General features: G+C 63.2%; 15 protein-coding genes. 9 read left to right on the forward strand and 6 right to left on the reverse strand.

What is annotated here, in order from left to right:
- Positions 1-305: 305 nt before the first annotated feature.
- The 4 genes from ASG95_RS07350 to ASG95_RS07365 form a co-directional block, all read right to left on the reverse strand.
- A complete protein-coding gene (locus tag ASG95_RS07350) occupies positions 306-569 on the reverse strand; it encodes a hypothetical protein (protein ID WP_157581811.1) in 264 nt (87 codons plus the stop codon).
- 75 nt (positions 570-644) lie between these two features.
- Positions 645-1352: a RusA family crossover junction endodeoxyribonuclease gene (locus ASG95_RS07355; RefSeq protein WP_082592414.1), complete on the reverse strand. Its 708-nt coding sequence runs from the start codon at positions 1350-1352 to the stop codon at positions 645-647.
- A gap of 416 nt (positions 1353-1768) precedes the next feature.
- Positions 1769-2329, reverse strand: coding sequence for a hypothetical protein (locus ASG95_RS07360; RefSeq protein ID WP_157581815.1), 561 nt, complete (start codon positions 2327-2329; stop codon positions 1769-1771).
- Positions 2330-2607: 278 nt separating this feature from the next.
- Positions 2608-3336, reverse strand: coding sequence for a hypothetical protein (locus ASG95_RS07365; protein ID WP_157581816.1), 729 nt, complete (start codon positions 3334-3336; stop codon positions 2608-2610).
- Between the two features lie 329 nt (positions 3337-3665).
- On the opposite strand from ASG95_RS07365, the gene ASG95_RS07370 reads away from it, so the two are divergent.
- Complete coding sequence (locus ASG95_RS07370) at positions 3666-3911, forward strand: toxin HicA (protein WP_057377053.1); 246 nt, start codon at positions 3666-3668, stop codon at positions 3909-3911.
- Positions 3911-4264, forward strand: a complete 354-nt coding sequence (locus ASG95_RS07375; RefSeq protein ID WP_235543562.1) for a type II toxin-antitoxin system HicB family antitoxin — start codon at positions 3911-3913, stop codon at positions 4262-4264. Before ASG95_RS07370 ends, ASG95_RS07375 begins: the two co-directional genes overlap by 1 nt.
- Positions 4265-4397: 133 nt before the next feature.
- Here the strand turns inward: ASG95_RS07375 and ASG95_RS07380 are convergent, their stop codons facing one another.
- Together ASG95_RS07380 and ASG95_RS07385 are read right to left on the reverse strand one after the other, a co-directional pair.
- On the reverse strand, positions 4398-4802 hold the full coding sequence (locus ASG95_RS07380) for a protein NO VEIN domain-containing protein (RefSeq protein WP_157581818.1): 405 nt from the start codon (positions 4800-4802) through the stop codon (positions 4398-4400).
- 92 nt (positions 4803-4894) lie between these two features.
- Positions 4895-5932: a nuclease-related domain-containing protein gene (locus ASG95_RS07385; RefSeq protein ID WP_235543565.1), complete on the reverse strand. Its 1038-nt coding sequence runs from the start codon at positions 5930-5932 to the stop codon at positions 4895-4897.
- On the opposite strand from ASG95_RS07385, the gene ASG95_RS07390 reads away from it, so the two are divergent.
- The 7 genes from ASG95_RS07390 to ASG95_RS07410 all read left to right on the forward strand — a co-directional run bounded on the left by ASG95_RS07390 (position 5913) and on the right by ASG95_RS07410 (position 14404).
- Positions 5913-6836, forward strand: a complete 924-nt coding sequence (locus ASG95_RS07390; RefSeq protein ID WP_057377055.1) for a tyrosine-type recombinase/integrase — start codon at positions 5913-5915, stop codon at positions 6834-6836. The genes ASG95_RS07385 and ASG95_RS07390 overlap by 20 nt on opposite strands.
- 535 nt (positions 6837-7371) lie before the next feature.
- Positions 7372-8040: a potassium channel family protein gene (locus ASG95_RS07395; RefSeq protein WP_082592416.1), complete on the forward strand. Its 669-nt coding sequence runs from the start codon at positions 7372-7374 to the stop codon at positions 8038-8040.
- 283 nt (positions 8041-8323) lie between these two features.
- On the forward strand, positions 8324-9541 hold the full coding sequence (locus ASG95_RS07400; protein WP_057377057.1) for a hypothetical protein: 1218 nt from the start codon (positions 8324-8326) through the stop codon (positions 9539-9541).
- 1007 nt (positions 9542-10548) lie between these two features.
- Complete coding sequence (locus tag ASG95_RS20815) at positions 10549-10728, forward strand: helix-turn-helix domain-containing protein (protein ID WP_082593086.1); 180 nt, start codon at positions 10549-10551, stop codon at positions 10726-10728.
- A 30-nt stretch (positions 10729-10758) separates the two neighbouring features.
- Positions 10759-11076: a putative quinol monooxygenase gene (locus ASG95_RS07405; protein WP_057377058.1), complete on the forward strand. Its 318-nt coding sequence runs from the start codon at positions 10759-10761 to the stop codon at positions 11074-11076.
- A gap of 170 nt (positions 11077-11246) precedes the next feature.
- Complete coding sequence (locus ASG95_RS21260) at positions 11247-11807, forward strand: hypothetical protein (RefSeq protein ID WP_157581820.1); 561 nt, start codon at positions 11247-11249, stop codon at positions 11805-11807.
- Between the two features lie 1361 nt (positions 11808-13168).
- Positions 13169-14404, forward strand: a complete 1236-nt coding sequence (locus ASG95_RS07410; RefSeq protein ID WP_057377059.1) for an MFS transporter — start codon at positions 13169-13171, stop codon at positions 14402-14404.
- Positions 14405-14441: the final 37 nt, after the last annotated feature.

Below are 14441 nucleotides of genomic sequence, written 5' to 3' on the forward strand. Positions count from 1 at the left end.
GCTCTGCGTCATCGTCATGAAGCCTCCATCCTCGGTGACCGTGCGATCTGCCTGATTGTGCACTCGCCGGAACGAGAGCACCAGAGACCATCGGTGGAGCCGTCGCCCCACCGGGTTCCCCAACCCACCGGCCCCGGCCCGTGACGCTCGGGCAGTGGGAGCGCCGCGCGCTTTGCGCTATCACGAGCGCCGGCCAGTAGCGAAGAACCGCACGTCGAGATGCTCGGCGGCCACGCGCTGCAAGCGCACCCTACGGCTCTACGGAGCGTGGGCGCGTCACACCGCCGCATAGCGTGCTCGTGCGGTTACCAGCCGATTTGACTGGCGGTGAGCTCCTCACCGTCGATAGCGACCGGCTGGCCCGCCGGCGGGACTTCGAGGTAGGGCTCGACGCTTGACCAGAGGAATCTGTCGAGGCAGGTCTGGGCCAGGTGGTCGCCCCAGGCGCGCGCCGACTCAAGCGTGTGGGTGCGAATGTAGATGATGCCCGGCCATTCGTAATCCTGATCCTCGGGCGGCAGCGTTTCGTCGCGAAACCAGGCGACGTACTCGAAGAGAGGCGCGGGCACGGACCCATCCTGACATTGGAGCCGCATTGCCGCCGGGTGGATTCAGGCAGCGTCATTCCGCCGCGAGCGCTGCAATCAGTCAGGCGTGGATCTCGCGAAGTCGGACTCGTGTCGCACTCGAAATCGCCCCAGTCGGGCGCGTGGGAAGGGCCGTGCGATCGGGAAAACAGATTGCGCGGCAACCTCGATGATGCCTTCGGACAACATCGCCCTGTACGCCTCGACCCTGGCACGATAGGCACTGACGAACTGCGTCTCGTGGCCGCTGAGCGCCCCAGGAAGTATGTAGCAGCGATCGGCAGAGAACTCGACGAAGGCGAGTCCTTCCCGCTCGATGTAGTCGTCTTTGAGAAGTGAATCGAAGGCAAGGTAGAAGCCCGTTCCAGCCGCGCCGGGCGTCATCCACGAGGCCTTGATGGACTGGATCTGATTGTCATCAATCAAGACACCATCTGGACCCGTTACCGCGTCCAGGATTGGTTTCATGACATTGTCCAAGTCCGCCACGAGGTGCGTCTGGTAACGCCGAGCCTCTTCGATGTACCAAGTCAGGGTCACCTCGACGTCGTGGACAAAGATGCCGCGCGAAGCGTCACGGACAGCGTCACCCAGCGTTGCGCGGAACTCCGCCTTCCTCTCGGCACTCGCTTGCAGGGATAGCGGGTCGACTGTGCTCTGAATCTCCACTCGCGCTTGGTCATAGGTCTCCAGCACGGTGAACGGTTGGGCGGCAAGATGCGTGACCCCATTGTCCAGGGCGATACGCCGGGGAAGCGGACTCAAGGGCGCGTCATCCCGCCGCGTGCCAGGCGCCTTGACTCCCGGTCTCGCGGGTCACGGTCTGTCCGTCCGAACAATGGAGGTTGGCAGCACTCGGCGGGTCGGAGGTCTCCTGCAGCCAATTCATCAGAGCTGTGAATGAGACGCTCACCCAGTGTGGCGTTCTCTGCACCGTCCCAGTCGCCGGTGACGTTGTAGCAGTCCGGGTGGTGGTAGACAACCTTGCCGCCGCGAATGCTGACGTAGGAGTCCTGCGGTACGGCAATTCGTTGTCCACGCCGGTACATGGCTTCGGGCGGGTGGCAGTAGGCGCAGTTCTGCATGTCGTGCAGTTGGCATCGCTCGAGGGGATCCATGCCGTGATCCGTCATGCCGCGAACGTACGGTCGTTGAGGCCCGCCGTCCACCGTGCGCCGTCGTCAGGCGGGCGGTGTCGGAAGGCCTGGCACGGGCGTGAACTTCGCATTCTTGCCACTGACCTCAACTGCGTAGACGTGGCGTGCGGGGTCCAGAGCGTCTGGGCCAACCACCCACAGAAATTCGGGTTTGAGATCGAGCACGTACTCGATTTCCTTGACGACGTTCCCCGGCAGACCCTGTAGCTCGCCATGCTGCCGAATGGCGGCAGCAAGACGTTCCGTCTGTAGTGGCGAGGCCTTCGCCTCGATCTGCAGGCGGATGGCTCCGTCCGAACCGTAGAACTCCGCGTCCGTCTCGTAGCTCTGACCCGCGCGCTTGGTGATGAGATCACGAGCGAACTTGCGGTAGAGCGAGAAGGAACATCGTGCTAAGTCGAAGCCACCGGCCAAGATGGCGAATCCGAAGGCGCCGACGTGAGGCACATACTCACGATTGAGCCAAGCTTCCTCGCCGCCGGGCTTCGAGAACAGGTGCCGAGGATTCCCGGCCGGGGTATCGAAATGATCTGGCCCTACAGTTCCGTACTTCCTGAACCGGAAGCAGTCCGGGGGGGCAGTCACGGAAGCGAACGATCTCGGCATGGACTGCCCGCATGAACCAAGCGGCTTCATCGACGGCGAATGGCGTTGTCATCCGCATCGGCGCGCCAGCAGGGGTGAGCCCCTCGAGAAGTTCGCGTAGCTCAGAGCGTTGGTCGTCCACATGAGCAGTGTGGGCCAACCCGCCGACAGCGCCCGGCCACACTGCGTCTAACCGCCGCGCTAAGCACACATGTGCGCAGCGCGTCGAGCTTGCGAGCTGCGCCGGGCCAGGGACTGGCAGGAATGGGAGGGAAGGGTCAGGGGGACTCCGCGTCTGGGGAAAGCTCGCCGTCCGCGTACCGCCGGAGAACGTTGGCTGCCTCCAAGGCAGGTTCTATTCCCTCCGAGTAGTTGAAGATGACCTCGTTCTTTGCTGTCCGATGCTCGTAACCGGGTAACCCAACCACTTGGTCGACGATGCGGTTGGAGTTCACAATCAACTGCGCGCTGTTTTGATAGACGCTCACGTTGTGGAGCTTCCCGTCGTAGCTCCACCGGACGTAGGTGCTCTTAGGCGGGGTAGTGGGGCTCCAGCCGGATCTCAGCAACTCGTCGTGTAGCGCTTGCGACAAGTGCGACCCTGAGTAGCGATCAAATCGGGCGATCATGGCCCGAACAGCGTCGTCACTGGTTCGGGTGATGCCCGCCCGCGCAAGGTTCTCCTCCAGTGCCTCGATCGCCTTTTCCTGCGTAGGAAGGTCGCCCTCACTTACTAGCTGCTCGAGAGTCTGAAGAGCCGCCCTCCCCACGGTGACCTCGTTGTCGCCCACCTTGAATCGGGTTGGCACAACGCCAAAGGTGGCGCACAAGAGGAAAGCGCCTGCGACGAGGAACAGAGCGGCTGTGCCCAATTCGTTCGTGGTCCGAAATACAGCAAATGTTCCGGCAACTGAGGCGGCAACTCCGAAGGTGCCCGCGACAATGCGCTCCATCCGCGCCACCGGTGCGCTGGCAGCCTGTTTGTCACCCGCAAGCTGAGAACTCATTGATAGAGAATGCCCTACGCGAGGGTCTGAGATCACTCAGACCACGAATCTTGGAGTCCGCAGTGCCACGTGATCGGTGGCCCCCTCATTGAGCACCCGCTTCGCGTTGCTTCGTGGCAGTCGAATCCAGCCCTAACCACCAGCGCGTCCAGACCGCGTCATCGATCCGCGGCGCCCGACCGATGCTTCCCGCGTGAGCTTGCGGCCAAGCGGGCGCGCCTATTCGCCGCGTCAGTCAGCCCGCCGAAGGCCTCTTCCGCATGCTTCCGCGCTGCCGTGAACTAGGGCGGCCCTTGTGATGATGGTACTACCTGTAGTACCATCATCACGTGGCCTCGGTGGAGTCGGTAGTTGCGGCGATGCGCAACAACCAGCAGAACGTCCCCTACAACGAGCTCCACAAAGTCTGCGAACACTACTTTGGGAAGCCCCGCCAGTCAGGCTCATCCCACGCGGTGTTTAAGACGCCGTGGCCCGGCGACCCTCGCGTGAACATCCAGAACGACAAGGGCAAGGCCAAGGCTTACCAAGTACGTCAGGTGCTCAAGGCGATTGACAAGAAGGAGGGCAAGTGATGGACACAATGGAGCGGCCTCAGGTGGAGGTGTCGCATTACACGTACCGCGTTGCCTGGTCCGCGGAAGACGGCGAGTTCGTCGCCACCGTCGCTGAGTTTCCCTCCCTCTCCTGGCTAGCTGCTTCGCAGGTTCAGGCCCTGGAAGGGCTCGAAGCGCTGTTGGCTGACGTAGTCGTCGACATGCAGGCACAGGGCGAGGAGGTGCCAGAGCCGATCTCTGAGCGCAACTACTCGGGCAAATTCAACCTTCGTCTCGGCGAGAAGCTGCACCGGGAGGTCGCCCTTCGAGCCGCCGAGGAAGACCTAAGCATCAACCAGTGGGTCGTCCGAAAACTCATGGCCCAGCCCTGACGTAGACCGCGGATAATCGGTGTGCAAGTGCGCGCTTGATAGTGTCGCGGGGGAACGGTCCCAGCGAGAGGCCTCTTCCGCATCATCCACCTCAGTCGCGTCATACCGCCCGTCCCACGCAGGAACACTTGCGCTAGCGCTGCTCGCTGACGAGCGTGTCGTAGAGGCTGACCGGAAAGGGCACCTCGAAGTAGTTCTTCTCTCGTTTCCGTTTCAACAGGGCGGATAGCCGCTCACCGCTCAGGTCGAGAACGCGGAAGGCGGCTGGATCTCCTTGGCGGACGTTCTCCACGATCACGAGGTGAAACCGCTCCCGGTCCTCCTCTGCGGCCAGGACTTGCCGCGCCTCCAGCCAGAGATCGGAGCCTCGAGCCGAGCCGCCGTAGGCCTTCACCTCGATCACTCGGTCGCCTTCGATATCTGCAACGGCTCGCCGGCCGCGACTGTCACTGGCGCGACGTCCGGCGGCTGCCTCCAAGTGGAGAACATGCAGGATGGCCGCGTCCTCTATCTGCCGATTGGTCCTCAGCGCCTTCACCGAATCAGACTAGGAGACTCGGCCACGTCACGTGCGACTCATTCGAGAGTCAAGCCGCGCTGCTGTTGAGTCTTATCGCCCCGACGTTCCGATCAAGCACCAAGGAGTGCGATTGCGAGCTTGCGGTGGAGGTCGGCGACTGTTTCGGCTGCGAGCGGGCCGTCTGCCTGGAGCTGCGGGTAAAGCTTCTTGGGCCACAGAACCTTCACGCCGCGAGTGGTGAAGCTGCCGCCGATCAGTGGCCAGTCGGCTTCGACGAAGCACAGCACTCCCGAGACTGGGATGTCGGGGCCGACGACGCCGCGGACCACGTCGACCTGCTTCAGCACCCCGTCCACGAGCTTGGTGCAGTCGCGCGATCCCACGAGCAGTCGTTCGACTCGCTCCCGGAGTACGCCGCCTTCGATCTTGAGTTGGGGGAGGCCGCGGTACTTCTTGGCGTCGATGACGTAGAGGCCGTTTGCGGTGACGGCTACGTGGTCGATGTTCGCCTTGGACCCGGGGATCCGTCGGTCGTGCAGCAGCCTCACGGTCTCGGAGTCGAGATGGTCGAGGCCTCTGCCGAGGCGTTCTTCACCGATGGCACCGGTATCCCACGCGGTGGTGGACTGCCGCTCCTCGGAGAGGGCGAGGATCAGACCGCCGAGTCGTGGATGCCTGGTGCGGATGCGCTGCTCACGGTTGGCCTTGCGTCGCTCGAACTCGCGACGCGCCGACGCCCCAGCGACGCCTGCGTCGACGACTTGGACCGGAGCCGGCCCTGGGTCTGCGGCCGCGGTGGGTTGGGCCGGGCTGCTCTCGTCGTGGCCCAGACAACGAACTGTCTTGGTCGTTCGTTCGTAGATCGCCCATGCCTTCTCCGGGAGTCCGGCACCGCAGATTCGGCACGTGCCCGCGTACCGCAGCCGCATGACCTTCTCACCGGTTCCCCCGTCCACGGATGCACGGTACGTGGCCCGCCCGGCAGGCGTGAGGCGTTTGTGTCCTCTGCCGTTGGCTGGTACCGCGCCCGGGGCCGGGGCCGGGTTAGCGTCGGTGGCGTCCGGGTGCTTGGCCGCGTTGGCGGCGGGTGGGGTCGGGCCAGTGTTGGCTCGCCGCGTGAGGTGACCCATGTCCGGTACGACGAGCACGACGACCCTGCTTCCGTTCCAGCCCGCATCGATGTCGACGGCCCAGCTGGCCGCGGTCTCTTACCTCGCCCGCTACTCCGGCCACACGCACACCCTGTACGCCTACGAGCTCAGGCAGTGGTTCTCCTGGTGTGAGATGCACGGTCTCGACCCCCTGGTCGGTGTGCAGCGCGCCCACGTCGAGCTGTACATCCGACAACTCACCGACCGCGGTCTCATGGACTCCTCAGTGGTCACGATGATGCACGGGGTTCGCGGGTTCTTCCGGTTCGCTCACATCGACGGGCTCATCCCGTCCGACCCCGCGGTGTACGCGCGGCTGCCGAAGGTGCACCGCGACGAGTCCCGCACCCAAGGCTTGGACCGGCTCGAGCTCATCAGATTCCTGCAGGTCTCCCAGACAATCACGGTTCATCACGGAGCCTTGGCGTTCCTGCTGGGGATCAACGCTCTGAGGGCGTCCGAAGCCGCCGCGGTCCGGATCGAGGACTACGCCGAGACCATGCGCGGGCATCGCGTCCTGCACCTTGTGGGCAAAGGCAACAAGCCCGCCACGATGCCCGTCACCGTCCCGGTGTTACGCGTCCTCGAAGCCTGCCGGGGCGAACGCGCCAGTGGTCGGCTGATCCTGCGACCGCTGACTGGCAACCCGATCGACCGGCGCGACGTGTACCGGATGGTCGCCAGGATCGCGAAGACCGCCGGGATACCCCGGCACATCAGCCCACACTCATTGCGGCACGCCGCCATCACCAACGCCCTTGACGCCGGTGTCCCTCTGCGCGACGCGCAGATCCTGGCCCGCCACGCTGACCCTAGGACAACCGAGCACTACGACCGCGCCCGCGGGAATCTCGATCGACACGGCGTCCACTTCCTCACCGCCTACGTCGCCGGCGTCTGACCAACTCCGCTCGCCGGCGGGCAACGAACGAGTCGCGAGGAGGTTCGCTCCTGGGACGTCGACTCACCTTCCCCGCGCCCAAGGAGGGGCCTGAGTTCCCGACTTCGACGTCAGATGCCAGCCGCGGCACAAACTGCAGAAGTAGGCACCGGCCTCACACACGCGCGCTCGGTCGCGGTACCTGCGGGTAATGGCCCGCATCGCACGGATGGCGGCCCCTCGGCTGGGGTAATGGATCTTCGAGCAGTCCGACATGTCGATCTTCCTCGACTTGTCGCACTCGGCCGGCTCATATCCTGCCCGGTACGCGGTTCACGCCTCATAGCGATCGGCCACCAAGGAACCTGAAGGCTCCACCTGCGAGAACGGTAGCCGAATAGGTCGACGTTCGCCGAGCCTTGCCTGGAAATGGTGGACGAGGCGCGCCTTCCGCACGCCGTTAGTGCTGGGCGTGGGCGATTCGAGCCTCGCTCGGGCGCCCAGGTACTACGGCCAGATGCCGCGCATTCGTTCAGCCAGGTCATACGCTCCACGCATGTCTGTCGAGCGTTGGGAGCGGCGCGTCGAGGTCCCCCTCCTGCTGCTGGCCCTCGCATTCCTTGTCGCCTACGCATGGCCAGTCCTTGACCCACGACTGGACCCCACTCTCGACGTCTTCCTCGGCTACGTCAGCTGGACCGTCTGGGCCGCATTCGCACTCGACTTCGCGGTGCGACTGGCGCTTGCCCAGGACCGACGGCACTACGCCCTCCAGCACTGGTACGACGTCGCCCTGATCGCCCTGCCCGTCCTGCGACCCCTCCGATTACTGCGCCTGCTGGCCTTCCTCCGGATCCTCAACCGGAGTGCCGCAGGCAACCTCGCCGGCCGCGTCACCACCTACGTCATCGGGGCCGCCGTGATGGCCGTCGGCCTCGGAGCTGTCGCAGTCCTCGACGTTGAGCAGGACGCCAAGGGTGCAAACATCACCACCATCGGCGATGCGCTCTGGTGGGCCTCGACCACCGTGACGACAGTCGGCTACGGAGATCGATACCCCGTCACCACCACCGGACGAGTCATCGCGGTTGCTCTGATGATCGTGGGCATCGCACTGGTCGGGGCGGTTACGGCCTCCATCGCGGCATGGTTCGTGGCCAGCCTCGACAAAGACCAGCGCACCAAGGCGAGCGAGGTAGCCGCTGCTAGTGACGAGCTGCACTGAGATCGGCCGGTGCCATCGGCGGTGCGTTGAGCGCTACGAACAAGGTCCCTTGGGGATGGAACCGCCTGCGTCTATCCGCCGCCTATCAACGCATAGATTGCGGCATCGGAGGGTGTTGCATGAGCCCCCCCGGGTGTATGCGCTGGCCGGCGAAAGCCTGACAAGCCGGGTGGTGAGCGGAATGACCATCGTCCGAACGCCGTCCGAGCGGGCGTTTCCTGTTGCCCCTGATCGTGACACCCCCCAAAGTGATGGTAAGCAACTGCGCTGAAGGGGTGTTGCGATGCAAGAGCAACTGAGTCTGGGCTACTGGTTGCCACGTACGGAGTTCACATTCCACGCGCACTTGGCACAGCGGGTCGTGACCACGGTGAGCGGCAGCTTCCTCGAGCCGCACGTCGCCGTGACGCTTGTCCCAACAGTTGCACCCGACCGTGACCGGCGCCAGACCCTCCAGATACGTGAGGGTCTGTTGGAGAACGTCTCGATCGAAGTAGACCTCGACGACAACGGAGTCATTCAAGGCATCAACGGGCAGACCTCGTCGTCCATGTCCGCGGTCATCTCGCTCGCTTCGAAGGCGGTCAGTCTGGCCACGATGGTCCTTTGGATCAAAAGACCCGCGAGCCTCGAGGAGGAGTGGGAAGCCTCGCATTCCGGACTGGCGCTATGCCGCAAGCAGTTGGCGCTGAAGGTCGAGGGGCTGCTCAAGGCGGTCGCGGATCCAGAAACCCCTCCCGGGGACACCGCCATGATGGGAACCGCGCTCACGACATGTCAAAGCCAACTGGCTGCCATCAGCGAAGCGCGGCGAGCGTGGATTGCAGCGCGTGCAAGCAGCACACCCGAGGCAGCGGCCTCGTGGGTGCTAACGCCAAGACAGCTTCTTCGCGTTCGCGGCGGATTGGCCGAGAGCCTGAATGCACCAGAGATCCCAGCGGACCAAGAGGACTCGGCACGTGACTTCGGCGTGATTCTCGCCCTTCACGACCCCGCGCGAGACAAGTTCGAGACACCGCCAGATGCCGACCAAGAGGACGCACTCATCATCAGGGTGGCCCGCCCTGCAACCGTGGGCGTGTACACGCGGGACACAGACAATCTATGGGTTCTCGACAGATCATCCGTTGTACACCTGGACATAGTTGACGAGTTCAGTCACTACCAGTCGATATCCGTCGATCAACGGGGATGGCGCTCACGGAATTTCAAGCTGGCCTTCCACTCAGACCAATCTGTAAAGACTTTCGGCGTCGGCTCCGAGTCAGCCCTCGGCACGATCGGTCCTGCACTCGGCGAGTTGATCGACGCTACCTCCTCGGCTCGCAAGACCTTCGCCGAGCGATCGACCTCCGAACAGGTAGAACTTGAACGTGCCCAGACCCAGCTCGACCTACTAAAGACGGCCAACGAGTACGAGGTTCTGTCGGCAACTCGCGAACAGGCCGCTGAACTCGCGGCGCTGGAGCAAAGGCACAAGCTCGCAGAGCTGCGCGACTGACAACCCGCCGCCCGACGGAAGGAACGGCTGCCTTGCACCCTCCGGCCAGCCTCCTGGCAAGCGAGATCGGTCAAACTCCGGGAGCGTTCAGGGATGATCGGCAAGCACGACCGTGGCGGTCAGCACATGAGATGAATCCCTTTCAACAACAGGTCTGAATGATCCATCAGGGACCTGCTCCGCGTAAGCCAGCGCCCCTAAATAGTCGGGAGCAGCGAAGGTCACTCTCAGGTCGAGGAGCGCTGACCACGACTCAGGGAGCACGCTGCCGAACGCCGCCGCCAGAGTCCTCTCTCTGCCGCGCGCGTGGACGCGGTGACTCGGATACGTGTTAACGCTTCTGAAGGATGCGTTACACGCCATGTGTCTGGATCGAATCCAACAGCTCAAGGAAACGCTCCAACTGTTCAATGAGGCTGGCCCTTACTGCATCTATCTCGACGCCAGGGGGCACGATCAGCGGGGCGACGACATCGTTGCGGTCGTGTCGCGCGACGACACCGGGCACGGATCGGAGATGTGCGGCGATGAGGTCTACGGGCTGCCCTTGCAGAGCCTTGGCTTGAATCCAAGCCGGGGACCCCCCATGGGTGCCCCACAACGACGTCCAGATGCCGACCCAGACAACGCGTCCGCCCGGACTGGTGACGTACCGGCCCGCTCCGGAATCGCTTGATCCCGAAGTTGCCCTTGCGGAAGAAACCGCCGCGGCAGCACCCAGCAGTACGTCTACCAATGCGCTTAACTGGCGGCCGGTGCGGATTGGGAGGTCACCTGGCAGAAGTGGCGTCCACCCGACTCGGCTTCGCCACTCAACGAGACCTTGGATCTGAGCGAGATCATGTAGGTTGTCCCGTTCGTCGGCGACCCCCATCGCCTCCTTCATGACTGCGATCAGGTGCTGCCAGGAGGTCGCAGCGATTACGTTCCCAGCCTCGGATGCGAACGCCTGCACGCGCTGGTCCGGGCGATAAGGCGTTGTCGAGTCACCCGAACATGCGCCTTCAATCGGCGCTATTGCAGCTCGCTGGGGATTCTGGGATGCCGCTCACTTCAGCCGGGCCTTCAAAGCGGAGTATGGTTGCTCGCCACGCGCCTATCGGGAGCGCTGTTTGGTGGCGAGACCGCAACCGGCTGAATCGGGCCGGCACACGCTGGTTAACACCTCGCTCGCGTCCTTAGCATGAATGGCCAACCAATGCCTTTGAGGAGTTCCGGTGCCCCTAGTCGTCATCGCCTGCATCAACCCGCGCCCCCAGAATCACGCAGACGTCGCCCGCGGGCTAGCGGAGCTTGTGCCCGTAGTCCACAGCGAGAAGGGTTGCGAGATCTACGCGCTGCATGACAGTGGCACCGGGTTGGTCATGGTCGAACAATGGACCAGTCAGGAAGATCTTGAGCTCCATGCCGCTGGACACGCTGTGCTGAAGATGAAGCAACTGCTGCGCGGGAAGCTCGCAAATCCGGTTTCTACAACCGTTGCGGTCCCCGTACCTGCTGGCTCGAACGCCAAAGGCATTTTGCGGGAGATGTGAAGACTTAGCTACTCGATGAGGTGATCGGGCGCGTGCGAGCATGACCGGAGAAGCCTTGTGCACGCCAAGGTACGGACGATTCTTGCAGCTGCCGAGCGGCATACTTGGAGCCACGGTAGGGCCGTACGGGTCAATGGCAGACCCATGAGGCGCGGATGCGGATTGGTCAGATGGACATGGAACACGAGCGGTGGACGCGCCTGCGTAACGACAGTGTCGCTCACTCTGCGCGCGCTGCCGCGTGGGGTTGCCTTGTCACCGCCGTGATTCTTCTGCACCAACTGAGGCCATCTCATGAGGAATTATCAGGAGCGCATCGTGACCTGGTCTCGGTCGGTCTGTCCCTCGCGATCGTTTCGGTGACGATGCATGTGCTGTTGGGACGTCCTTACACAGAGATCCAATCGAATCTTTTGGTCATAAGAAATCCTCTGCGGACCCATGTGGTACCTCTCAGTCTGCTCCAAGACGTTGAGGAGGCCTGGCATGGCCTTCTGCAACTGCGACTGTCGTCTGGCACCAACATCATTGTCGTGAGCTCGATCCCGATATTGTCTGGTCGCGAAGCTCTGGAACCGAAGGGCGTGACCTCAATCGCGAGTGCCATACGGGGTGCTGCACAGCCACATGACCTTGCCGTGTTGGTCGAGTCGAGGTGGTCGCTCAACGATCCCGAGCTTGCTCTTTTGACCATCGGATGGCTCATGTGTTTCGGCAGCCACCTGCTCTAGCGCAGTCGGCCTCTGGAAGAAGATCAGTCGTCCATTGTGAGCAGCTCTGTGGCCTGCCGCACGCATCTCCACCTCTCAGCATCTGAGGGGTTCCACCGTAGATTCGGTTGCGCTCACGGCGGACGGGGTTGAAGGTGGCCCCAAGTAGAACATGCACAGCGGCTGCCTCGGGCGAGGAGTCCGATGATCGCCGCTTGGTGCGACGTGATCGCGTGACGACCATACCGAGGCCTCAACCCAGACGAATCGACTCCAGACGAATCGTCACACGGGGAAGGCGCGCTAGGGACGGGACGTCGCTTGACCTGAGCCGGGCGCTGTCCGCCGCGCCTCGTCCCCGAATTGATTGCAATGTCAACTACATCCGCGCGCTTGGGTTGGGCATGGAGACGCGAAAGTCGCCCAGGAGCATTGCGCTCGCGTTCTTCAAGTGTCACACTCGGAGATGCCTAACTAACGTGCGTTAGGCAGTTGCCGAGAATGCCACGGTTACGTTGGCGAGTTCGCGGCCTGAAGATCGAGGTAACCACATGAATGACGTTCATGAGAGCTCGTCCGCATCACAAGCGAACCGCGTCTGGCGGTTCCTTCGCGCTGTTCGTGACGACTACTGCCGCGCTGTTGGGTACAAGAACATGCCCATCGCGCAGTGGTACTCGGAGACCGCGATCCGAGGCGCGGCCTCGCGTGCCTCGCACGTCGATACCTGAGCATCGCAACTTCGGACGCCGGTCTGCAAACCTGCGGCCAGCTCGTAGTCCGCTTTCGTCTGCATGCTCACATCGAGCAACCCGTTGGGCCACAGTCGCGACAAAACGTCGCCCCGTGCCTCAGCGCTCGAGTCTCCTCGGCTTGCCCATTCCATGCGAGAGGCACGTCGTCGAGACCTCGCGGGGATGAGGATTCGGGTTCGATGAATCTGACAAGGAGAGGTGACCATGGACTCGCATGAGTGTGAGCCCGACTGCCGCTACTGCAACGGGCCTGAGACGGACTAGGCGTGCTCACGCCATCGAGGCTTGCGCTGGCACGGGCTCTTGTCGAGACGTGCTTGCGACCTCGACCGATTGCACCTGGGCGCAGCCCGTATGCACACTCGCACATGCCGGTTGAGAAGCGACCGTGCTGATCGAAGGTAGTTGTCGACGCCCAATCGTGCTGTAGTTTGAGGCGGTTCCAGTGACAGTCCGCAAGCGGGCGTCGTCGGTCTTCTGGGACCGATCTGCGCCCGTAAGGCGAGGACGGCGAACGGCGGAAACGAAGGCAAGGTGGCCGGTGTCGTGATCCTGGCGACACAACCCTGTACACCGCTTGAAAGAGTGAAGCATCCAGCCCTTTCGCGCCGCACAAGGATGCGCCAGATGATCAACACGCCAGCGCCAACTCCAAAGGCGCAAAGCCTTGCCGCGTGCCTTGCGAGCACCAGATCCCTCGTTGCGGTCGCGCTCCTCTTTGCCGTCAATGGCATGGTGGTCGGTGGCTACGGCGGCGCACTACCCTCGATTCGGGTTCGGCTTGAGATCGACTCGACGCAGATTGCCTTCCTGCTTGGTGCAGCTGGTTTGTCGGCGATCATCTCAATGCAGATTGGGGGACGACTTGCTGATTCAATCGGCGCACGCCAAGTCGCCCTCGGGTCCCTACCCCTTCTAATCGCGGCGCCGGTCGCGTTCGCGTTCGCCACAACGTATGTTGTCGCGGTGCTCGGGGCCGTCCTCCTTGGACTGGGCAACGGGGCGTTGGACATGGCGATGAACGCCCTTGGAGTGCAGGTCGAAGGAGCACGACAGCGCCCGGTCATGAGCTTCCTCCATGCCCTTTGGTCCGTCGGCAGCTTCGCAGGCGCTGGCTGCGTGGTGCTCTTGGCGACTCTGAGCGGTCGCAACGGTCCGGCTATTGTCATGCCGCTCATGCTATTGATGGCATTTGCCGCATTCGCTGCTTTCGCCGTCGCCTGCGTCATTGCACCCCCGACAGCAGTCATTCGCCATCGTGTTGACGGTATGCGCACCAGAATCCCCAACGTCGCCTGGCTGCTGGCGCTCATGGCAGTGGGATTCGGTTTGGCCGAGGGCACAGCGTACGACTGGTCTTCGCTACAGGTCACAGAAGTCGCGCAGGTTGACAGCACAACAGGCGCCCTCGGATTCGTGGCCGTGAGTGGCACCATGGTCCTAATCCGCTTGGTGGGTGATCGACTTGTTGAGCGCTTCGGCCGAGGCGCCGTCGTTCGGTTCGGCGGGGGCTGTGCGGGCGTCGGTTACCTGGCCGTCACGTTGGTGAGCGGGCTCGCTCCACTGATCATCGGTTGGCTGCTCGTCGGACTAGGAGTGGGGATGATCGCGCCCCAGGTCTATGCCGTCGCCGGGCACGCCGGGGGAGGGCGAGTTCTTGCCATTGTGGTCACCTTTGGCTACGCCGCCTTCCTCGTCGGACCGGCTGTTATGGGCTTCTTCGTCAGTCGCATCGGCCTCCATCACGCGATGGTCGTGCCGGCGCTGCTCTGCATGGGCATCGTCGGACTCGCGGGAGTCATGCCCAGAGGTGACTCTGAAGGTGAGGGTTACCGCTTAACCCCGCGGGACGGCCTGCCGTAGATATTGGGCTAGTGGCGGTCCGGGAACGGCCGGAACC

Origin of the sequence: Phycicoccus sp. Soil803 (genome assembly GCF_001429685.1) — a bacterium.
GTDB lineage: Bacteria > Actinomycetota > Actinomycetes > Actinomycetales > Dermatophilaceae > Pedococcus.